Genomic DNA, 20,797 nt, shown 5'->3' on the forward strand with positions numbered 1-20,797 from the left:
AGTATCCACATCAGACGGTATCCTGACAAATAGGTCACATTCGAAGTCATTGACCAAGCCCTGAGAAGACCAAAGGGTCAGGTGACGTCGGCAATGCGAGGTTGAGCTTTCCCATCTCGAAACTCTGCCCCAGCGAAGTGGCAAGTTTTATCAAGGCGACCGAAACCGGCGTAAGGCCATCGGAACGTGTCAACGACTTTGAGACAGCAGCTTCTGGACTTTAAGCTTGATTTCCTTCGGTTGTCTTTGGTGGGTTGATCCAGACGGCAGTCGGGATTTTTGGTGGTTGCGGCGGTTTGCGCACGAACCGCTCTGGCGTGCTCAGGAACGCGGCGTCGAGGGTTGCTTGACGGGCTGTCTGGATTGCTTCGGCCTGTCCGAAGTGGATCTGGTCGGGTGTCATCAACCCGATGCCGGCGTGATGATGCTCCTGGTTATACCATGCGAAGAAGCGACGGCAGAAGGTGCGGGCCTGTTCGATGGTTTCGAAGTTCCTGGGAAATTCCGGCTGGTATTTCAGCGTCTTGAAGTGAGCCTCCGAGAACGGATTGTCGTTCGAGGTGTGCGGCCTGCCGTGGGACTTGAGCACGCCGAGATCGACCAGCATAAGGGCGGTTGTCCTTGCCTTCATGGGCCCTCCGCGATCGGCATGCAGCGTTAACTGATCGCGCGGGACGGCATGCTTTTCCATCGCGTCGATGAACAGGGCTTTGAACAGGGTTGCGCTCTCGGCGTGCTCGACGCGCCAGCCGACCACGCGGCGGCTGAAGATGTCCAGTATGACATAGAGATAGAAGTAGGACCATTTCACCGGGCCCATCAGCTTGGTGATGTCCCAGGACCAGACCTGGTTGGGGGCCTCGGCCAGCAGTTCGGGCTTTTGGTAGACGGGATGTGTGCGTTGACGGCGGCGCTCGGCAACTTCGCCTTGCGCGGCCAATATCCGATACATCGTGCGGATCGAACACAGGTAGGTGCCTTCATCCAGCAAGCTCGCAAAGGCCTCCGTGGGCGTCTGATCGGCGAAGCGGGGACTGCGCAGATAGTCCAGGACCCGAGCCCGCTCACGCTCCGGCAAGGCGCGTTGCGACGGCGGGCGCGGCTTTGCTGCGCGTGGCGGGGCCGTGAGGGCCGCGCGGTGCCGCAAAACGCTTGCCCGCGACACCGGCAGCGCGGCACAGACGGCCGATGTCAAACCGCTGCCGGCTGGCAAGGCGATCGCCGCGGCCATCATGATGTTCCGCCGCGCTCGGATGTCTGTTCCATCTCCTCCAGCAGCGCCGCCACTTTTTTTTGGATGGCGATGACGGCTTCCGCCTTGTTCAGGCGGCGCTGCAATGCCGCAACCTCTCGGTTGGCCTTGTCCAGCTCGGCCTGCAACGGGTTGACCGGCGCCTGTTGCGGGCCGCGTCGGCGGGGCTGCAATGCCCCCAGCGTGCCTGCCGCACGCGCCCGGCGCCAATCGGTCAGGGCCGAGGAATAAAGCCCCTCACGCCGCAGAATGCTGGAGACCTCGCCAGTGCCTGCTGCTCGATCCGTCTCATCCAGAATGCGCAGTTTGTATTTCGCAGTGAAGCTGCGCCGCTTCGGCGTGCGCGTCAGCTCGGCCGTGGGGGCTGCCGGTGCGGCTACGACGCGGGCAGGTGTGACGTCGGGCGAAATGGCGTCGGACCCGGCATCCGATGAAAGTGGTGTCCGTGAGGGCATGACCATCGGTTCGTTCTCCTGCGCCCTCAAGTGTAAACTTCAGCCGGTCGAATGTCTCACTATTATTGGCACGGAGGGCATCGCCCAATGGCAGGTCTGTTGCGATCAACCGGGCGAGTGATTGTTTGGCCTCACTGTCAACTGTGTTACCCCGCGACTGGGAAATCTTTCTTACCGCACTATCGACGAGGGGACGAAACGGCTCCATCAAATCGTCAGCAAGCGCAAATGCATTACTGCGGTTGGAATGAAACAGGCCAATTGTCGGGTGAAGTCCCGCCGCCACGGCGGCGCGGGCGGTCGCGGCGCGCAACACGGTGTAACCGTAGTTCAGAAGGGCGTTTGCATCCTCACCGGCGGTGTCACGCCGAAAGTCGGACCCCATCATGCGCGGCCAGTAATGGCGGGCAGCTTGCGCCTCAATATTGGTACTGTCGCCAGAGGTGATCTTTCGCAGCATCATGAGAAGCGGTGCGGGAGCTTCGCCGATTGCCGAAAGTGCGGCAGCCTGCATTTGAACTTTTGCGGTGATGATCTTTTTCCAGGCTTGTTTCGTCAGCGATGCCTTGGCCTGCCACTGCGCCCGCATTCGTGCCCCTTGCGCGTGGTGTCCTTCGATCGGTAGCAAGACCGATCTTGGCGCATGGTTGCGCCCGCAAAGCACGACCGGCGCGCCCCGTTCGGCTAGTTCACACAAGAGGGATGTGGTCCATGTCGTACCGTGGGCGTGAACAATCACCCCGGCGATCTGATCCAGCGGAGTCCGACCAATTTCCTGACCGTCTTCCGAAACTCTCAGAAACCCGCGATGCCGCGATAGGTGGCGACCGTCGGTTGCAATGTCGATAATCTGGTCCACACGTTATCCCTCACGCCCCCACGAGAATCATTAACACATTGATAATATTGAAACTCTGTTGATTCACCAAAATCTTGCTTAACTTGGAGCGCCAGGGTCGCGCAGACGTCCCATTTCATCGACGTAGACGCGACGCGCATTGGCTTTGACCAGTGGGCCTGCACTCATCTGAATAAGTCGAAACGAATCCGATTTGTCTCGGCTTCGTGCGTCAGCGTTTGCCTCAGTGTGAGGGGCAATGAATAGTCCATTGGCGACATGCATTGACTGCACATAGCCAATGATCGCTTTATCGTCCTGTTCAATGGCAACCATATCCCGCTTGAAGATGCGCAAAAGCCGTTTGGCAGCGGGATGTGGCTTCTTCTCGACGTCAATTTGGTGGGCTTCATAAGTCGTGATGACCTGTGGCACGACTTTGCCATCGGGCATGCGCCAAATCTCATAGCAGTGATTGCTATCGCCTTTGTAGGCTTTGAAAGGCTTGCCATTTCTGTCTTTGACCTCAACGCGCGCGCCTTGCTGCAAGGTTTCTTCGAGTCGCACGCGTCGCAAGCCGTAATAAGGGTTGTCGGTTCCATCGGGAAGCTTAGCGGTTGCCGCGAACTCCGCCAACGCGGCTTCCAACGCCTTGCCGTCCAGCCCACGCGTGATCCGCTCCAGATGCCGCTGAAGGTCGACGTCGCGGATATTGGCACCCTTCGTTGTCACTTCAATATCGTTGGACTTGAGTGACAAAAGCGGTTTGCGGCTGACGACGGAATTGCCTTCACCAAGCCCATAGGCGGTGTCGTTGTGCAACTGGCCCGAGGTGCTGTCGTGTCCGTCCTTGCGCGCCGCCGGGTCAATGCGCCCGTGATCGGCACGGTGGCTGATGATGATGCGATCCAACTGCGTTTCGATGTCGGTACGAAAGCCTTCCCACGGGGGCGGGACGGAGCGCGCAACCTCTTCTGCCCCGTTCACCTCGTCCTTTCGAGCCATCTTGCTGATCCGCTGGATCAGGGAGCGATCCGTGGCCGCAACAACGGCGGCATCAATGGCATGATGGCGGTGATCAGTGCGGTTCTTGGCTTTGACCGCGCCATCCTTGTCGGGTAGCAGGCTGTTCAACCCCCAATGGCGGCGCAGCATTTCAGTCAGACGTCCGGGCACAACCCAGACGTGGCTCTTGCCGTCCGCCCCGTCATACAATGCATCCAGATAGGTGCGGGCGATGCGAGACAGGTATTGCGCATCTTTCAGGGCGCGGGAGGTGAAATCGTTCTCACCCTCAAACCGCTCCATCGCGTCGGGAGCAAAGCGCCACGCCTTGTTGGCGGGCAGGTTTTTCAGGTTGGCTTCGATAGTAGCCCAGGCCGGCGTGTCGCCCCATGCCTCCCATGGGGTCTTGTCGGTTTTCTGGCGGTTAAATTCCTTTAGACACAGGGTGCGGTTGGCGAAACCGTCATCCAGCGTACGCGAGTAAGGCAGGATATGATCGACGTCGCAGGAGCCGTCGAACAACATGGTGGCGCTGATCCGCTTGCCGGAATAGGGGCAATTGCGGGTCATCACGTCATCACCAAGGCTTTCCCACAGGCGCAGTACCATCCGGTTAGCACCGGTGTCCGGTACGCCCATTTCGGAAAGCTTTGCCCCCCGCGCAATCGCTGCGTCAGTGTTTTTTTTGATGTCGCGCTGGACGTCTCGCTTCTGGTCTTCGGACAATTTCAGATCGCGTGCCAGCTCCACCACGATCTCATCGGGTTTGCCGTAAACAGTGATGATCTTGTTCACCAGCCGCCGCAGCTGGTTCAGGCCGATATGAACCGTCGGGTTGGTGATGCGGCCATAACGGGTTACGTCATCGTCTGATTCGTTGTATGTTCCAGGTATCACGTGACGGTCAAGGATTTGACCATAATAGGGTAATTCGGTCAGAACCTCCCCCGTGCGCCCGTCCGAATGATGCCACCCGCAAGCCTTGACAGCATCGCTATAGGGGATCACGTCCGCTTCCAAAGCCGCCAAAATGCGCTTTGTCGCGGTCAGGCCCAGACGGCCATAGCCTTCGGGCAAGGGGGCCTTGGCAGTGCTTTCAGCATGATCGCGATCAAGGCCGTGCGTCGCCATGAGCCATTTGACCAACGCATCATGCTCGGCCTCGCTCTGCACCGCACGGATACGTTGCACCACGTCCCATTGCGCATCGGCGTCCAGCATGGACCAGCGCGGCCCGAACCGGTCAGGATGCGAGAGGCTGGCCCGTACCGGATCGCAAGCGATGGTTTCACGATTGGCGGTTTGCAGCGTGAACGATTGCTCCGGGCGCAGCTTGATCACCTTGCCAAGCGCCTTGAGCTTCATTGACATGCCCGAAAGCGATTTGGTGTGCGCTTTGTTGTCAAGCGCATGAACAATCGCGTCGCGCTCATCACGCGTCAAACCGCGCGCAGGTTCCCCGCGTGCTGCCACCCGCAGATTGTTGATGGTCTCAAACAGAATGCGCCGCTGGTTCAGCGGATGCGCGCTTGGGATGCGTTTATCTTTTTTGGGGACGCCATGTGATCCTGAGAACAGGCACAGGCCGACCTCTGGCGTTTTCAGAGGGCGCTGGTGAAAGATAATGACGGAGATTTCATCACGCAATTCGTCGGTCAGGACATCCGGGGAGTACCCGGCTTGAGCCTTCCAGAGCTTGTCGAACTCTTCCGCCAGATGCCGTCGGTCAGGATAGAAATCATACCCGGCCTCTTCCTTTTCCGCATTGTCGCGCCGCGCGATAGACAGGCGAGTGCGCACGGTCGGCACATTTTTTGGGTCAGTGGCAGACGTGCGCCGCATATGCAGGAATTCGCCATAGGTGCGAGCGTTCTTGATCGCCATTTCCTCGTCAAGTCGTTTGGTCGCATCTTTGATCTTGCCGCTTTCGTTGTCGCCCTTGTCCGTCTTGCGGTTGGATTTGAAGCCGCGCCGCTGGTTCAGGTGAAACAATGCTCGTCCGAAATGAGTCAGGGGTAACGCCTGATCCAACCCGGCTGCGCGCAATGCATAGGGATCGAGCAATTCCAAAGCTTTGGCCTCGGTCGGATCGGCGGGCATCAGCCCCACGGCGGCCATCCGTTTCATCAACGCGGCCTTGCGTCGCAGATACCTGTCACGGCGACGGCGCTGCGCACGTGCCACGCGGCGATCGACGGCCAGCGATGCTTTTGATTTGGGATCACGCCCATCGGAGAAAATTCGTACGCCCCCATCGATAACCTCGGTGATCTTCTCTTCGTCGGTCGCATACAGCCACCAACCAATCGAATTCGTTCCGATATCTAACCCCAAGCGCAATGGTGTTCTCCCAGCGATTAAGGTGAGAGTTGCATCCTACCAATAGACGTTCAACTGAAAACTGTCGTTCCTTGCCACTGACAGCCTCAACTGCTATGCTTGGAATGTTCAAAATTCGCGGTCGAGCCGTTAACAAGCATTCGATTGCACCACATTGAAACGCAGGCTACGGCCTGCGTTTCCATTTTTCCCGTTTGGTCGTTCTAACTGCTGCGCCCGTGCAACCCGGAAGCTGAAGGACGGTCAACATAGGCTCGATCCATAAGTTTGCTGCGACTGTCATTAACGACTGCTTCAGCCGGTTTGAACGAAGTAATTGCACTGCCCACTCCACGCCACCGGAAACGGCTCCAACACCCGCGACAGCGTCACCGCCGGGTCCTGCGTCCCATCCAGGATCGCTTCGACAATGTCCGGCGCCAGCAGGGTCAGGCGCAGGACGCGGGCCATATAGGTGAATGCGATACCCTCGGAACGGGCTACCTCAGATATCGATGCGAACTCCCCCGTCTCCAGCATACGCTTCCACCGAAATGCTCGCGCCACCGCCTTGACTAGCGTGTTGTCAATCTTGTGCTGTCTGGATGCCCCATCCGGTAGGTGCATTTCCTTGCGGCCGCCTCGTTTCACGAGGCGGAACGGGACATGCACTGTCACCGTTTCCGGTGCTGGCGTCGCGCGAGTCATGCCGCCGCCCCGAGATCAGCCATCATTTCGCGCGCCAGCCCGGTCAGACCGTCCATGCGGAGGCGAACATTGAGGCCATCGGTGCCGATGTCGATCCGCTCGACGAGCAGCGCGACTATGCGCGCCTGTTCGGCAGGGAACAGTTCGTCCCACAGCGGATCGAGCCGGGTCAGCGCGTCACGGGCGTCGGCCTCGGTGATCTCCGCGTCTTGTGCGCTTGCCGCTTTCCAAGTCCCCGCCACGATCTCGGGCTGGCGAAACACCGCGCGAAGCTGGTCGTTGACGGCCGTTTCGATTTCGCCCGCAGGGACCCGGCCCACCGAGCACGACCCGGCGCCGTGCTTCAGCACCGTCTGGCTGACATAGTAGCGGTAGAGCTTGCCCTTCTTGCGCGTGTGGGTCGGTGAAAACGCGGCGCCGTCCGGGCCGTAGAGCAGCCCCTTCAACAGCGCGGGCGTGTCGGCCCGGGTGCGCGCGGCACGCTTGCGGGGGCTTTCGGTCAGGATGGAATGGACCTTATCCCAGACCGTGCGGTCGATGATGCCGTCATGCTCGCCAGGATAGCTGTCGCCCTTGTGGACAGCTTCTCCGATGTAGGCGCGGTTGTTCAGCAGGCGATACAGGTATTTCTTGTCGATCCGGTTGCCTCGGCTGGTCTGGACGCCCCGAGCGGTCAATTCCCTTGCCAGCTCCGTGCCCGATCCGATCTCGATGAACCGGGCGAAGATCCAGCGGACATTGGCGGCATCGGCCTCCTTGATGATCAGTTTCCGGTCTTTCACCACGTAGCCCAGTGGAGGCACGCCGCCCATCCACATGCCCTTCATCCGGCTGGCGCGGACCTTGTCGCGGATCCGCTCGGCCGTCACCTCGCGCTCGAATTGGGCAAAGGACAGAAGAATGTTCAGCGTCAGGCGCCCCATGGACGTTGTCGTGTTGAACGATTGCGTCACCGAGACGAATGTCACACCATTCCGGTCAAACACCTCGACCAGTTTTGAAAAATCCATCAGTGAGCGCGACAGCCGGTCGATCTTGTAAACCACTACCACGTCGACCAAGCCATCCTCGACGTCCGCGAGCAGCCGTTTCAGGCCGGGGCGTTCCAGCGTGCCGCCGGAAATGCCACCGTCATCATATTGATCGCGAACCAGCACCCAACCCTCAGAGCGCTGGCTGGCGATATAGGCTTCGCAGGACTCGCGCTGGGCGTGGAGCGAGTTGAACTCCTGCTCCAGCCCTTCTTCGGAGGATTTCCGGGTGTAAACGGCGCAGCGCAGTTTCCTTACAATCGGTTTGGTCATGTCCGCCCCCGGTGGTTTTTGAGCCCGAAGAAGACCCAGCCGTTCCAGCGTGTGCCGGTGATGGCGCGCGCGATGGCGGACAGTGACTTGTAGGGCCGCCCCTGCCAGTCGAACCCGTCAGCGGTGACGGTAACGAGATGCTCGATGCCCTGCCATTCGCGGATCAGGCGCGTGCCGACGATGGGTTTCAGGTCGGCGCGGATGCGGCTCTTCTTGCGATCGCCGCCGTCCAGCTGTTCGCCGAGGGCTTCCAGCCGCTTCACGGTTTCCGGTTTCAGGCCGCCATAGGCGAGTTCCTGGATGCGGTACGCCAACCGGCTTTCGAGATAGCGACGATTGAACGGCGGAGGTTCGCTGTCGAACAATTCGCGCCATTGTTGCTTCAGGTCTGGCGTCGAGGTCGTCTTGAGCGCGGCCAGGCGCGCGGGAATGGGATCTTGTTTGGTCATGCTTTTCTCCGTTGAGTTGGAGTTGCATGACGCCATTGGTCGGCCGGATAGTGTAGGCAACTTTCTCCATTTTTGTCAGATACTTCCGCCCGGTCACGCATCCGCAATCGGACCAGCCCAAGGGCCAGCAGCCCGCACAACTCGGCACGACGTTCCGCTGGCGTCATCTGGTCGGATGGAAAGGGGTTGGGTCTTTTCATGTCTCGGGCAACCGTGATTGGTGGTGTCGTTACCAATCAAAAGCCACCTGCGAGCTTCATGTGGGACGTGCCGCGCTCTAAGGCAGTCAACGAAAGCGAACAAGTGGAGAACATCGACCCTTGCGGAGGAAAGTTCCGTCAACGATTATCGGAGGTTGAATCAGGTAGAGAGCAAACATTCGTTGAGGTGATTTCATGGCGCGCAAAGCAATTCCGGTCGGTCCCCATACTCACGGTCTTATCGAGGACGCACGAATTGACCTTGCGCGCGCCGTGCTTGCCGTTCGGGAAGGTGAAAACGAGCCTGAGTTCAATCTGCCCGAGGAAGTTCCAAATCCACTTGACGACGAAAGCATCAATGCATTTCGGCAAGAGATCATTGAAATCCTGTCAGAATTCGATCCTGACGAATTGCGGCCCGCCGAGCAGCGCTGTCGCAGGATCCGTGCTCTTGCAGACAGCAAGGGCATTACATCCCTTACTACGATTGTCGATAAGCAGTTCAGCGAAGAGCAAGTTCGGGAAATCAATTCACAACCTGATCCACTCTGCAGAAGCATCTGGGCGTTTCTGAACGCACGCCAAACTTTCGAGGATGCCGAGAGTTTTCATTTCGCCCGGCAATTCAGGGATTACGGCAAGCTTTACGATGCTTTCGAAGTGGAACTTGAAAAGGCTGTCGCGCTCGATTCGGGATCCATCGACGAAATGGCATTGGCGGCCAAAATCACGAAGGTCCTTGAACTCAAGACCAACTGCACGGTCAAGGCGCTCGATCTGCCTGCTACGACTGCGCACCCTGCATCGATCATGCTGATCGTGCGGCACGGCGGGCCGCTTTCGAGCGTATATGACCACCGGGACGACGGGCGGCGGGGCACCATCTACTTCCGGCCGCCGAATGAGGCGACACTCATTTACACGCCGTCAATGCGCCAGATCGAGGTCTGCGCGGATAGCCCCGTCGTTCGCCAGGAGGTTGCCGGATCGTTTGCCGAGATCGCACTTGGCCATGACGTTTCTCAGAAGCCGTTGACCTGGAAGCGCTACAATCTCTCGCGATTCCGCTCATCGCTGCGGCTGGATGTCCCCAGAATCGATGGCTACGAGATTAAATTCGCCCGCGTGCTCGAGGCGGAAGTCCGGCTTGGCACATGGAGCCGAAAGCTGCTGCTCAAGGTCGCGGTCGACGACGACATAGTGGATGTGGCCGATCGCTATTTGAGGCCCAACAATATCTTCCGCCGCGCGGACGGTTTCAGCCGAATTGGGATCGCAATCTCCTACAACCGGGTCGGCGATGAAAAAGAGCGCACACTCAACATCACGATCTCTGGCACAAAGAGCTGCAATCTCCAAAGCAACAAGGATCCTGAAGAACGCAACCTCGGGTTTGCACTGCTCGATGCGTGGGGAATTCTGAGCGCCTTTCAGCAGATCGACCCGAATGATCTGCGGGCGATGTTCCCGCAGCTGATCGATCTCCACGACCGAACCGAGGACGAGGTCAGCGGGGCATACCTGCGCGAACTGGGTCTGGACCCTGATCGCCTTATCCAAGGCGGCCTGCTGGAGCGTCGCGGCCGACAGGATGTCGTGCTGATCGATGACGATGATGTGGGCGGCGAAGCTGTGATCAAGCCATCTGCAAGAGAAGGGATGGTCCGGACCGAGGGCGCGTTCGGGGAGGACGGAGGCGAGCGGCCAGCGTCCGATCTGGAAATGTATGAGATTAACCGGCAATGGCTGCACGAGACGGTCGTATTGCTGATCAAGCCGTTGTTGACCAAGCGTGCATCGCAAATCCTCGATCCTGATCTGACTCTTCTTGGCGCAATGCAGATCGGTGGGGCCGAGGTGCCCGTGTATTTCGGGCGGCGTCTCTACGACCTGAAGACTCTGGAAAGGTTGGATCTGGCCCTGCGGGCGCGAAACCAGGCCGGTGTCGGGATCGTGCTGGCTGCAAGTACAGAGATGCCGTCACACCTCGGGCCGAATGTAGTAGTGCCCCTATTGTCGAATCTGTCGCCGGAGGAAGCGGAGATCGTGCTCGCGCGTGATGGTCTGGAGCTCGCGTTCCGCAACAACTTCTCACTCGCGCGCGGCGGTGCGACACCGCAAGTGCTTCGGTCTGGCAAACAATCGGCGACGCTGCACGTGCCGGGCAAGGATGCACTGGCTCTCGTTGGCGCCGATCAGATCACGATTTTCGAACGTCTCGTGGACGCGAACAAGGCTGGCAGCCCCGATAAGCAGGTCAAGGAGCTGATGGATGGGTTGGGTTCACGAAGCCCCCAGCAAGCTTTCCGGAAGGCAGCATGGGAGAGCATACTGAACAATTACATCAGCAAAGGTGCCAAACGTGGCTACTGGCGCTTGGTCGTTGATACGCCGATAGAAGCCCCCGTCTAACGCCGGTCTAACATGTCGTGCGAGACGGTCTAACAAACCGCTGATTATTGGAAAGGCTCACTCATCAGAGGAGCATTCCATGCCGACTCCCGACACTTCCCGCCAGCCAGCCCAGATCAGCTGGACCGGTGGCGCAAAATCAAAACCCACCCCTTTGAGCCCGGAATGGCGCTGCACGCGCTGTAACAAGCTGCTCGGCGTCTGCCGGGACGGCCGCATGCATCTGCGTTTCGCGCGGGGGCACGAGTATTTCGTGGGCTTTCCGGTCGTGGCCACCTGCCGCGGCTGCGGAACGCTGAACCAGGCGACATCACCCGCGCGCTAAGGCGCGCATCTCACCATTTCCCTGAAATCGCAGAGACGCACGACGTCCTGACCTGGCCACAAAAAGGCGCTGGACGCCTGGCCGCAAGGCAGGCGTCCAATGTCTATCGCGTGGCACGAGATCCGTGATCACCTCATGTTTTCTTCATCAACTCTCGGCTTTCAAAACACCTTCGATGCTCTGCGGCACAGCAGCGAACTGCTCGCGCATTTCGCTGATCCCGCCGCTTTGCTGGACACGCTGCACGTCGGTGGCCGTGCGCCGGACGAGAAAAACCGGTTGCTGGCTGCACTGGTCGGGGCCGCACAGTCCGGCGGCGCGGCCTCCGATTGTGTCCTGACGCTGATGCTTCTGGCGCTTTGGCCGGGGCTGGATGCCGTTCGGCGCAGATCGATCTGGCGCAGGATCGGCACCGGCGACGAAGTTGCATCCGAAATCCTTGCACGAGCTTCCGAGGCCATTCGGAGTCTGGATCTGCAGCGCGTCAATTGGATCGCAGCAACCATCCTGCGGAACATCGAGCGGGACCTGATCAGAACGCGTCAGCGTGAGGACAGGCAGCAGAGCCTGCGCAGCGATATCGATCCCGACGATATCCCGATTGACGGGGGAGTGTCACAGGCCACTGCCAGCCCCGGACTGCTCCACGGCGATCTGGTCCGCATCATCGGCACGGATGCGGATCTGGTGATCCGTGTGGCCATCGACGGTTTCTCCCAGGCCGAGGTCGCATCCGAGATGGGGCTGTCCGAGGCGGCGACGCGCAAACGATATCAGCGGGCGACCCGGCGTCTGCGCGACGTCCTGCAAGAATTTCGCTGACCGGATGTCCCGATCCCTGCAGCGCGGTGGCTTTTCCCATTCAGACGCCACCGCGCGCCCCACTCAAACCGAAAGTCGACCAGCATGATCAGCAAAGCCGACCTCTTGTCCGCAGACCTCAAGCGCATCCCCGGCCTCTACCGCCGCTGGGAGTTGCCGGAAATCCTGAAGAACCAGCGTGCCTACCGCATCGAAAATGCCGGTTCCCATCAGGACGGGACGCCTCTCGTGGCGGTCTACGCCGACGCCGAAGCGGGCCAGCCGGACGACCAGCACAACGCCTCAAACCAAGACACCGAAGCGGTCTCGGTCCCGCTTGGGACGATGTCGCGGCGGCCTGAGTAGAGGGAAAAGGAGGAGATAATGTTCATGGGAACCACACCCTTCATCACGGTTCGCGCCAGTCGACCGCTGTCCGAGATCGAGTTCTGCGCATGGGTGGCGCAGGCCGTTCCCGGCGACCGGCTGGAATACCATCGCGGCTTTCTGGTGCTCGATACCTTTCCGGCGATCTCGCACCTGCCGGATGCGCAGCGCGTCGAACTGGCCAAGCTGGGAAGCCGCGCCTTCTGGGCCGCCGAACAGGGCCTCGTGCACCTGGTGCAGGAGCGCATCGACACAGATCGGTTCGCCTACATCGCCGTCGCCCGCCCCAGGCCGAAGGCCGCCACCGCATCGCTGTCCGCGCTGCTGCTCGACGCGCAGGCGGCGTGACCCTCCCTTCCGGACCCAACACGCAAACCAAGGAGGCACAAATATGCCGTTTTCAGAAAACACCCCCACGCCGGATGATCTCCAGGCGCTCAGCGCGGCCGAGATCGCGGCCTTGCCGGTCGAACTGCTGGCCATCCTGCAGCACGAGATCGATGCGCGGCTCAAACGCGACAAGGCCGCCAAGGCCCGGCTCGATGCCGGTCTCGCGGTGCGCTACGCCGATCGCGCTGCTGAGGAACGGCAGGCCGCAGGCAAGGACACGGGCACGACGCGCTTCGATGACGGTGATTTCACCATCGTGGCTGACCTGCCCAAGCGGGTCGATTGGGATCAGGACAAGCTCGCCGCGATGGTCGCGCGCATTCGCGATGCCGGTGACGACCCCGCACAATATGTCGACATCGCCATCAAGGTGCCGGAGCGCAAATACGCGGCCTGGCCCGACGCGATCCGGAAAGGCTTCGAGCCCGCGCGGACCGTGCGCACCGGCACGCTCAAGGTCGAGCTTCTCTCTCAGGGAGGCGATCAATGAGCCTGCGCATTCTCACCGCCGATGAGCGCCTGCGCGAGGCGCAGGGCAAGACCACCATGGCGATCTTTGGCCCGAGCGGGGGTGGCAAGACGACCCTCCTGACCACCATGCCCGAGGAGCAAACCGTCTGCCTCGACTTTGAAGCGGGTCTCAAATCGGTGCAGGGCTGGAAAGGCGACAGCATCTCGATCCGTCGCTTTGCCGATGCGGTCGATATCGCCTGCCTGATCGGTGGCGCAAACCCGGCGGCCCAACCGGAAGAGCATTTCTCCGAGGCCCATCATGCGCACCTGCGCGGGCTGCATCCCGAGCTAGCCGCGCGGCTCGACACCAAGCGCATCGTCTTCGTCGACAGCATCACCGATCTGACGCGCCAGGCGATGGCATGGGCCAAGACCCGACCCGAGGCGCTGTCGGACCGCACCGGGAAACCCGACACACGCGGCGCCTACGGGCTTCTGGCGCGCGAGGTCATCGGCCTGCTGAAGCATCTTCAGCATGCGCCGGGGCGCACCGTCATCTTCGTCGGCATCCTCGAGAAGGTCGTCGACGACATGAACAGGGTGACGTTCCAGCCGCAGATGGAAGGCGGCAAGGCCGCGCGCGAACTGCCGGGCATCGTCGATCAGGTCATGACGCTCGACCTCTTCACGCAGGAAGAGGGCGCGGAGGGCGCGCGCAGCTGGCGTCATGATCCCGACAAGGGCACCGCGCGCCGCCTCGTCTGCCAGTCCGCCAACCCCTGGGGCCTGCCCGCCAAGGATCGCTCGGGCCGTCTCGACCTGACCGAACCCGCCGATCTCGGCGCGCTTCTCACCAAGATCAACCAAACCCCGAAAGGATAATCCCCATGACCTTCGACATGAACGACGTCGCACCGCAGCAATCCGGCGACCTGATCCCGGACGGCACCTTCGCCAAGGTGACCATGTCCATCCGCAAGGGCGGCACGGACGGGATGAGCGAGGTGGATCGCGGGCTGCTGAAACCCTCGAACCAGCCGGGCAGCGATGTGCTGATGGTGGATGCCGAGTTCACCGTGGCCGAGGGCCGGTTTGCCCGGCGTAAGTTCTGGCAGAACTTCACCGTGCAGGGCGGCAAGCTCGACGAGCAGGGCCAGTCGATCGGCTGGAAAATCTCCAAGAGCCAGTTCCGGGCCATGATCGACAGCGCGCTTGGGCTCAGGCCATCGCGGTGACGCGTCCCGGTGAGGTCTGGGAGTTGGGACATCACCGCCTGATGTGCGGGAATGCGCTCGAAGCAACGGCCTACCGGACTCTCATGGGCGATGCGCGCGCCCGCATGGTCTTCACCGACCCGCCCTACAACGTGCCGATCAACGGGCACGTCCGCATGGGTGAGGCCAGCGGGCACCGGGATTTCGCGATGGGCGTGGGCGAGATGTCTGATGCTCAGTTCCAGGCGTTCCTGTGCGGGTTCATCCGCGAAACCGCCGCCATGGTCATGGAGGGTGGTATCTGCATGATCTGCATGGATTGGCGGCACGTCGCGGACCTGGTCCTTGCCGGCAAGGCGGAGGGGCTGTCGCTCTTGAACCTGTGCGTCTGGAACAAGACCAATGGCGGGATGGGCAGCCTTTATCGCTCCAAGCATGAGCTGGTCTGTGTGTTCAAGAAGGCTGGTGCCAGCCACGTGAACAATGTCGAGCTCGGCCGCCATGGCCGCTACCGCACCAATGTCTGGGACTATGCTGGCGTCAACACGTTCCGCAAGGGCCGCGACGCGGACCTGGTGGACCATCCGACCGTCAAGCCAACGGCGCTGGTGGCCGACGCGGTGCGCGACGTAAGCCATCGCGGCGAGATCGTGCTTGACCCGTTTTGTGGATCAGGCGCGACGCTGTTGGCCGCCGAGCAGGTCGGGCGCATCGCCCGCGCCATCGAGCTCGATCCGCTCTATGTCGATGTCGCGATTCGCCGATGGCAGCAGGCGACTGGCAGGTCGGCCACGCTTGTCGGCTCCGGCGAAACGTTCGCCGATCGGGAACAGGTCCAGACCCCTGAGGATGAGGAGGCGCGTCATGACGACCAATGACAATGACCATGACTACGACGTGGGTTATGGCAAACCACCCAAGCATAGCCAGTTCCAGAAAGGCCAGTCCGGCAACCCCAACGGCCGTCCGAAAGGCTCGAAGAACATCTCAACCATTCTCAGAGAACGGCTTTTTAGCAAGGTCACCATCGTGGAAAACGGCCGACGCAAGCAAATCACGATGGTCGAGGCCTTGTTTCGGACCTTGCTTAAGTCCGGCCTCGAAGGCGACGTACGCGCGCTAGATCGCCTGATTAAGCTCCTTCCGCTTGCGGAAGCTGACACCCTGGCGGCCGACGAGGTGACGGACGCGTCTGAGATTGATGCAACCGATGAGGCTATCTTGCGCCACTTCATAAAGATGCGCGGGAGCGAACTGCTCGACACGTCTGGACAAGATAAGGTTGATGAGGAGGGTGGAGATAAATGACTCGATTTGATCCTGCCCTTGATCGCAAGGCCTGGGGCGCAGTTGTCCGGAAAGACCTGTTTTCTTTTGTCTGGAAGACTTTTGCCACACTGCATCAGGGGCACAAAGACAGTTTCGTGCCCGCCTGGCATGTTCAGGCGATGTGTTTTGAGCTCGAGAACCTTCTCTCTGGCGAGAACAAGCGGCTGGTGATCAACATTCCGCCACGCCATCTGAAGTCGATCACCGTCGCGGTCGCCTTCGTCGCTTATGTGCTGGGCCATCAGCCGGAGGCCAAGATCATCGTGGCTAGCTATGGGCTCGACCTCGCCCGCAAGCACTCCGAGGACTGCCGCCGCGTCATGGAGGCCGACTGGTATAAACAGGCGTTTCCCAAAACCCGGCTATCGCGGAGAGGCAACACGGTCGATGAATTCCGCACCACGCAGGGCGGCGGCCGCAAGGCCGTCTCCCTTGGCGGTGCCGTGACAGGTCATGGGGCCGACTACATCATCATCGACGACCTGCTGAAAGCCCAGGATGCTGCCTCAGACGTCGAGCTCCAGCGTGCTCAAGACTTCATCGAAGCTACGCTGCTGTCGCGCTTCGACAAGCCGTCGGAAGGCCGGGTCGTGATGATTGCCCAGCGGCTGCATGAGCTTGATCCCCCCGGCTACCTGCTCGACAAGGGCACCTATCGCCACCTCAACCTTCCGGCCATTGCAGAAGAAGATCAAGCGATCCCGATTGGCCCCGGCCTGGTTCATCATCGCAAGATGGGCGACGCCCTGTTTCCCGAGAACATGAGCCTCGAAACCCTCGAGCGACTGCGCAAGGAAATGGGGTCGGCTGCGTATAATTGCCAGTACCAGCAGAACCCCGTGGCTCCGGATGGCTCTCCCCTGCGGTGGGAGTGCTTCCAAGTCTACGACGCGCCCGAAAACCGCGCCGACTACCAGCTTGTCGTCCAGAGCTGGGACACCGGCATGTCGTCCGACCCGCGCTCTGACTTTTCCGTCTGCACCACCTGGGGGTTTCGCGATCGCAGCTGGCACCTTCTGGATGTGTTTCGGGACCAGCTCGATTTTCCCGACCTCAAGCGCAAGGCCTTCGCGCTTTGCGACACGTGGAAAGCGGACCGGGTCCTGGTCGAGGATGCAGGCAGTGGTAAATCCCTGCTGCAGGAATTTCGGAACAGCGACTATCGGCTGATTTTTCCAATTAGCGTGACCGTGGACAAAGAAATCCGATTCAATGCAGCCTGCGCCCCTGTCGAAGAGGGGATTGTCTACCTCCCACGCGAGGCGCCCTGGCTCCAGCCTTTCAAACGCGAGCTGCAGAGCTTTCCGCGGGGTCGCAACGACGACCAGGTGGACAGTTTCAGCCAGTTCCTGAACTGGACGAAGACAAATGGCTTCTTTCGAGCGCTCGGTCGCGACCACCCGATCAATGTCGAGCGGCAAAATCGATCTCGAAGGAGGTCCATGCGGAGATAGGCCAGACCCGAATATCAACTGAAACATCGCAAGCAGAAGCCGGAGCGAAACCTACTTCCGGATCTCAACTTCCGGCACTGCTGCAATAACCGTCTTCCGGGTTCGGATCGACATGCCGGTGGGGGCGGAGACGGAGCCCGTGGACAAGATCGAGTTTGTCGTGGTCTACGAGGACAAGGACGGAAAACGGATGAAGACGCCGCTGGATCGGCCGGCCGACGATCGGGATTCGGACGACCAAGGCAATGGGATCACCCGGTACGAGCTGGATTTCCGTATTTGAATCACGAGATTGAGTTCCAATTCGGTGCCGTCGGATGTATACATCTGCGCAACCAACGTTACGCGGGCTTGTACATGGTGGGAATTCTGTCAGACAAAGACAACGAGCCCGATGATCAGCATACAGCTGAAGGCCAGTATTGTGAGGCGCGATCGTTTCTTGCGGCTCTGCAACGTATTCGGCGAGGGAAGGCCGGTGACCACCTCCGCGCCGTACGCGTTGATCTTGTTGTGCTTTCCACTCATCGCCGAAATCTTCCCTTGGTCGTTGCTACGGCTGCTGTGGGCGATTCCTTGGGCAACTTCTTGACGGAATTGCGAAGGAAACACTCTGTTGCTGTCACAAAGCCCGAGATCTGCATCACTCGACATGGACAACCTGTTTCGGGCGTCCCATGACACCGGCTGTCGAAAAACTTGTGGCTTACGAGCGAGTGTCCACGGCGCGCCAAGGTCGATCGCGCTGTTACTCGAACTGGCAATGAAATCTCGACGAGGTTTTTGTGAAGATCAACGGCAAGACCCATTACATGTGGCGCGCCGTCGATCACGAAGGCGAGGTGCTCGATGCCTTCGTCACCAAGCGCCGTAATCGCAAAGCAGCATTGAAATTCCTAAGAAAGTTGATGAAGCGCTACGGTCGGCCGGAAAAGGTCGTCACTGAAAACCTGCGCTCGTACGGCGCCGCAATGAAAGAAATCGGGAACTCGGATCGGCAGCGCACGGGGTCGCTGGTTAAACAATCGCGCAGAGAACTCATACCTGCCTTTCCGAAGAAGAGAGCGCGCCATGTCCCGCTTCCGGCGCATGCGAAGTTTGCAGAAATTCGCCGCCGTCCACGCCTCGATTTACAACCTGTTCAACTCGGAACGCAGCCTCCACTCACGACCCGACTTCAAACTCAACCGCGCCGCCGCCCTTGCGGAGTGGCGAGGTCTCGGCGCGGAAGAATGGACAGCGCCACTGTCCATTCTGAGACTGGCTCAAATTAGCCTGCCAGCACCGATCATTTCTCCATAATTTCTTAAAGTAGACACAATTTACTTCTATTTCAATCTCAGGGAGATCAGACTGAGGTTGCTGCATGAACGATAAATACAATCACGGAACTATTGAGTTTGTCGGGGGAGGAATCTTAGAAAGGCAGTCAGATGCATATTCTCGCGGTCGATGACGATCCAAGTATTATTGAGTTGCTTGAGGCATTTGTGAATGCCGTCGGTGATAACACAATAGAAACAGCGTTATGCGCTACCGACGCGCTCGATCTGGTTGCACGGTCGGTTGCAAAGCCATTTGACTGCATTCTGTTAGATATTCAAATGCCCGGTACAGATGGGATCGAGCTCTGCCAGATCCTGCGGGACTGCCCTGAGTATCAAGAAACCCCAATCCTGATGCTCACTGCAATGGCCGATAAATCCTATATCGACCGTGCTTTTCTAGCCGGGGCAAATGACTACATTGCCAAGCCATTCGAGATCGACGACTTGCGCGGACGCCTTGCATTGGTGGAAAATCTGGTTGTTACCCGCAAGAAACTGACTGAAAACAACACCATGGGGCTCGTGCAACCGAGCACTGAAGCACTGAACGTCGTCGTCGACGTAAAGCCATCTTTGCATGAACCGTTTCGCATCAAGAATGTGGATGGCGTGATTGGTTATCAGGCACTTGAAAACTATGTCTCTTTGATCTCAAAGAGAGAACTCTTCGGATCAAGTATTTTAGCATTCAGCATTCGTGGCATACAGGATCTGTTCGAGACAACCTCAGGGTTTGAATTTGAGTGTCTTGTGACGGACGTATCTGAAGCGCTGGCGGCATCTTTGGAGGGCCATCAGTTCCTGACCGCCTATGCCGGGAACGGGACCTTTGTATGCATTTTGAAAAAGGGTTGGGTTCCAGATCCGGTCGAACTGACCGACAGGGTAAACCTAATCATTCATCATATGGAATTAAGTTTTAACGACGGCAGGCCAATGAAGGTGAGCGTGTCGGCAGGCGATGTAATTCGCCTAGTTTGGAAATCCGGCGACAGGGCGATTGATGCCCTCGCACAGGCACACGAAAGCGCGGAAAGAGAAAGCCGACGCTATGGAAGAAACTTGGAAGATTTCTGGTACAGCAAGTCAGCGTGATGGCGCAGATGCGTATTTAGATGCGGCGGCTACTTAACAACCCGAAGGCCGGGCTCGGTCTTGTCAGACGAACTTGGCTGGAGCCCTTGCAAGGACCTTGTCAGAGCAACCTGAGTTGAGATCGGTTATCCGCTGCCCTTCCCTGCCCCCATGGAAAAACGTCACCCGTTCAAGTACTTCAATACCAGCCCTGAGATCATCCGCCTGGCGGTCATGATGTACGTGCGTGTTCCGCTCTCGCTGCGCAACGTCGAGCCTGCTCCACGAACGCGGCATAGACGTCAGCCATGAATCCGTCCGCTTTTGGTGGAACAGATTTGGCCCGAAATTCGCCTCAGAGAGCCGTCCACACATGACAGGACCGATCGACGTGTTGTAAAGTAATTCTGAACGAAATGGTAAGAAATAGTCAATTTATTTAACTATGACCCTCGGTTAATCGACGTGAAGGCATCTAATGATTGGGAGGATCAGGGGAAATGACTTTCAAGATGAATTCCGGACCGGCGATGAACCGACGCACGTTGATGTCGTCGATGGCCGCGGCCGGTGCGATGATGGCTGCCGGTGCGCGCGGCGCCTGGGCGGCAACGCCGACCCGCGGCGGGCACGTCCGTGTCGGAGTGCGGGTGCGCTCGTACGGCGCTGCGATGAAGGAAATCGGCAATGCCGATCGACAGGAAACGGGGCGTTGGTTGAACAATCGAGCCGAGAATTCGCACCTGCCTTTCCGAAGGCGAGAGCGGGCGATGCAGCGCTTCCGGCGATTGCGAAGTCTGCAGAAATTCGCCGCCGTACACGCCTCGGTATACAATCTGTTCAACTCGGAGCGCAGCCTCTACTCAAGATCAAATTTCAAGCGAAACCGCGCCCTCGCTCTTGCCGAGTGGCGCAATCTCTGCACGGCGTAAAGGGCAGCGGCCCTGCCCTTCCTGAGACGAGTTCGGATTGGTCTGACACCTCCGCTTTCTACGCTGGGATCCGGCGATGGCGTCATAGGTCTGGTGCGAGCCATTCCTAGATTTCCAGCTGTAGTCTCGCATATGAGAACGGCCCGGAGCGCGAGCGCACCGGGCCGA

At 59.5% G+C, this 20,797-nt stretch carries 20 protein-coding genes and 3 pseudogenes; 16 read left to right on the forward strand and 7 right to left on the reverse strand.

Annotated elements, in window-relative coordinates; all coding sequences use genetic code 11:
* Positions 1-220: 220 nt before the first annotated feature.
* The 6 genes from PVU19_RS15745 to PVU19_RS15770 form a co-directional block, all read right to left on the reverse strand.
* Positions 221-1,602 (reverse strand): IS3 family transposase gene (locus PVU19_RS15745; protein WP_420833267.1). Its coding sequence is split into 2 segments (ribosomal slippage): positions 221-1,284 and positions 1,284-1,602, totalling 1,383 coding nucleotides; the frame shifts between segments, so codons are not numbered across the junction.
* The gene (gene cas1 / locus PVU19_RS15750) at positions 1,541-2,566 is read right to left on the reverse strand and encodes a type II CRISPR-associated endonuclease Cas1 (protein WP_420833235.1); all 1,026 of its coding nucleotides are present in this window, start codon (positions 2,564-2,566) and stop codon (positions 1,541-1,543) included. Before cas1 ends, PVU19_RS15745 begins: the two co-directional genes overlap by 62 nt.
* 78 nt (positions 2,567-2,644) lie before the next feature.
* Positions 2,645-5,884, reverse strand: coding sequence for a type II CRISPR RNA-guided endonuclease Cas9 (gene cas9 / locus PVU19_RS15755; RefSeq protein ID WP_235575918.1), 3,240 nt, complete (start codon positions 5,882-5,884; stop codon positions 2,645-2,647).
* A gap of 300 nt (positions 5,885-6,184) precedes the next feature.
* Positions 6,185-6,577 (reverse strand): hypothetical protein, encoded by a 393-nt coding sequence (locus PVU19_RS15760; RefSeq protein WP_274789809.1) that lies wholly within the window; start codon positions 6,575-6,577, stop codon positions 6,185-6,187.
* Positions 6,574-7,881, reverse strand: coding sequence for a recombinase family protein (locus PVU19_RS15765; protein ID WP_274789810.1), 1,308 nt, complete (start codon positions 7,879-7,881; stop codon positions 6,574-6,576). The genes PVU19_RS15760 and PVU19_RS15765 overlap by 4 nt, the downstream gene beginning before the upstream one ends.
* Positions 7,878-8,330: a DUF2924 domain-containing protein gene (locus tag PVU19_RS15770; protein WP_274789811.1), complete on the reverse strand. Its 453-nt coding sequence runs from the start codon at positions 8,328-8,330 to the stop codon at positions 7,878-7,880. The genes PVU19_RS15765 and PVU19_RS15770 overlap by 4 nt, the downstream gene beginning before the upstream one ends.
* Before the next feature lie 395 nt (positions 8,331-8,725).
* On the opposite strand from PVU19_RS15770, the gene PVU19_RS15775 reads away from it, so the two are divergent.
* From PVU19_RS15775 to PVU19_RS15830, 12 genes are all read left to right on the forward strand, one after another.
* Entirely contained in the window at positions 8,726-10,942 is a 2,217-nt protein-coding gene (locus tag PVU19_RS15775; RefSeq protein ID WP_143535659.1) for a hypothetical protein, read from the forward strand.
* Positions 10,943-11,021: 79 nt separating this feature from the next.
* Positions 11,022-11,267, forward strand: coding sequence for a hypothetical protein (locus tag PVU19_RS15780; protein WP_121096489.1), 246 nt, complete (start codon positions 11,022-11,024; stop codon positions 11,265-11,267).
* A gap of 99 nt (positions 11,268-11,366) precedes the next feature.
* Positions 11,367-12,089 (forward strand): RNA polymerase sigma factor, encoded by a 723-nt coding sequence (locus tag PVU19_RS15785; RefSeq protein WP_121096490.1) that lies wholly within the window; start codon positions 11,367-11,369, stop codon positions 12,087-12,089.
* An 84-nt stretch (positions 12,090-12,173) separates the two neighbouring features.
* On the forward strand, positions 12,174-12,434 hold the full coding sequence (locus tag PVU19_RS15790) for a hypothetical protein (protein WP_183073547.1): 261 nt from the start codon (positions 12,174-12,176) through the stop codon (positions 12,432-12,434).
* A gap of 18 nt (positions 12,435-12,452) precedes the next feature.
* A complete protein-coding gene (locus tag PVU19_RS15795) occupies positions 12,453-12,803 on the forward strand; it encodes a hypothetical protein (RefSeq protein WP_200812556.1) in 351 nt (116 codons plus the stop codon).
* Positions 12,804-12,846: 43 nt separating this feature from the next.
* A complete protein-coding gene (locus tag PVU19_RS15800) occupies positions 12,847-13,335 on the forward strand; it encodes a hypothetical protein (protein ID WP_050664377.1) in 489 nt (162 codons plus the stop codon).
* Complete coding sequence (locus PVU19_RS15805) at positions 13,332-14,180, forward strand: ATP-binding protein (protein ID WP_050664378.1); 849 nt, start codon at positions 13,332-13,334, stop codon at positions 14,178-14,180. Before PVU19_RS15800 ends, PVU19_RS15805 begins: the two co-directional genes overlap by 4 nt.
* Positions 14,181-14,185: 5 nt before the next feature.
* On the forward strand, positions 14,186-14,533 hold the full coding sequence (locus PVU19_RS15810; protein WP_200901895.1) for a hypothetical protein: 348 nt from the start codon (positions 14,186-14,188) through the stop codon (positions 14,531-14,533).
* Positions 14,530-15,390 (forward strand): DNA-methyltransferase, encoded by an 861-nt coding sequence (locus PVU19_RS15815; protein WP_274789812.1) that lies wholly within the window; start codon positions 14,530-14,532, stop codon positions 15,388-15,390. Before PVU19_RS15810 ends, PVU19_RS15815 begins: the two co-directional genes overlap by 4 nt.
* Positions 15,377-15,820: a DUF5681 domain-containing protein gene (locus PVU19_RS15820; RefSeq protein ID WP_050664380.1), complete on the forward strand. Its 444-nt coding sequence runs from the start codon at positions 15,377-15,379 to the stop codon at positions 15,818-15,820. The genes PVU19_RS15815 and PVU19_RS15820 overlap by 14 nt, the downstream gene beginning before the upstream one ends.
* Positions 15,817-17,295, forward strand: coding sequence for a phage terminase large subunit (gene terL, locus PVU19_RS15825; protein ID WP_050664381.1), 1,479 nt, complete (start codon positions 15,817-15,819; stop codon positions 17,293-17,295). The genes PVU19_RS15820 and terL overlap by 4 nt, the downstream gene beginning before the upstream one ends.
* Positions 17,296-17,434: 139 nt before the next feature.
* On the forward strand, positions 17,435-17,578 hold the full coding sequence (locus tag PVU19_RS15830) for a hypothetical protein (RefSeq protein WP_160316396.1): 144 nt from the start codon (positions 17,435-17,437) through the stop codon (positions 17,576-17,578).
* 89 nt (positions 17,579-17,667) lie between these two features.
* On the opposite strand, the gene PVU19_RS15835 is transcribed toward PVU19_RS15830, so the two are convergent.
* Complete coding sequence (locus PVU19_RS15835; protein ID WP_152911716.1) at positions 17,668-17,949, reverse strand: hypothetical protein; 282 nt, start codon at positions 17,947-17,949, stop codon at positions 17,668-17,670.
* Here PVU19_RS15835 and PVU19_RS15840 point away from each other — a divergent pair.
* The 4 genes and pseudogenes from PVU19_RS15840 to PVU19_RS15855 all read left to right on the forward strand — a co-directional run.
* Positions 17,931-18,522: pseudogene (locus tag PVU19_RS15840) on the forward strand (IS6 family transposase); the annotation flags it as partial. The gene PVU19_RS15835 and the pseudogene PVU19_RS15840 sit on opposite strands and share 19 nt — an antisense overlap.
* Before the next feature lie 206 nt (positions 18,523-18,728).
* Positions 18,729-19,718: a response regulator gene (locus PVU19_RS15845; RefSeq protein ID WP_050664382.1), complete on the forward strand. Its 990-nt coding sequence runs from the start codon at positions 18,729-18,731 to the stop codon at positions 19,716-19,718.
* 150 nt (positions 19,719-19,868) lie between these two features.
* Positions 19,869-20,065, forward strand: a pseudogene (locus tag PVU19_RS15850) (IS6 family transposase); the annotation flags it as partial.
* Between the two features lie 279 nt (positions 20,066-20,344).
* Positions 20,345-20,629 (forward strand): annotated as a pseudogene (locus tag PVU19_RS15855) (DDE-type integrase/transposase/recombinase); the annotation flags it as partial.
* Between the last annotated feature and the right edge of the window lie 168 nt (positions 20,630-20,797).

Source organism: Roseovarius tolerans (assembly GCF_028885395.1).
Lineage (GTDB): Bacteria > Pseudomonadota > Alphaproteobacteria > Rhodobacterales > Rhodobacteraceae > Roseovarius > Roseovarius tolerans.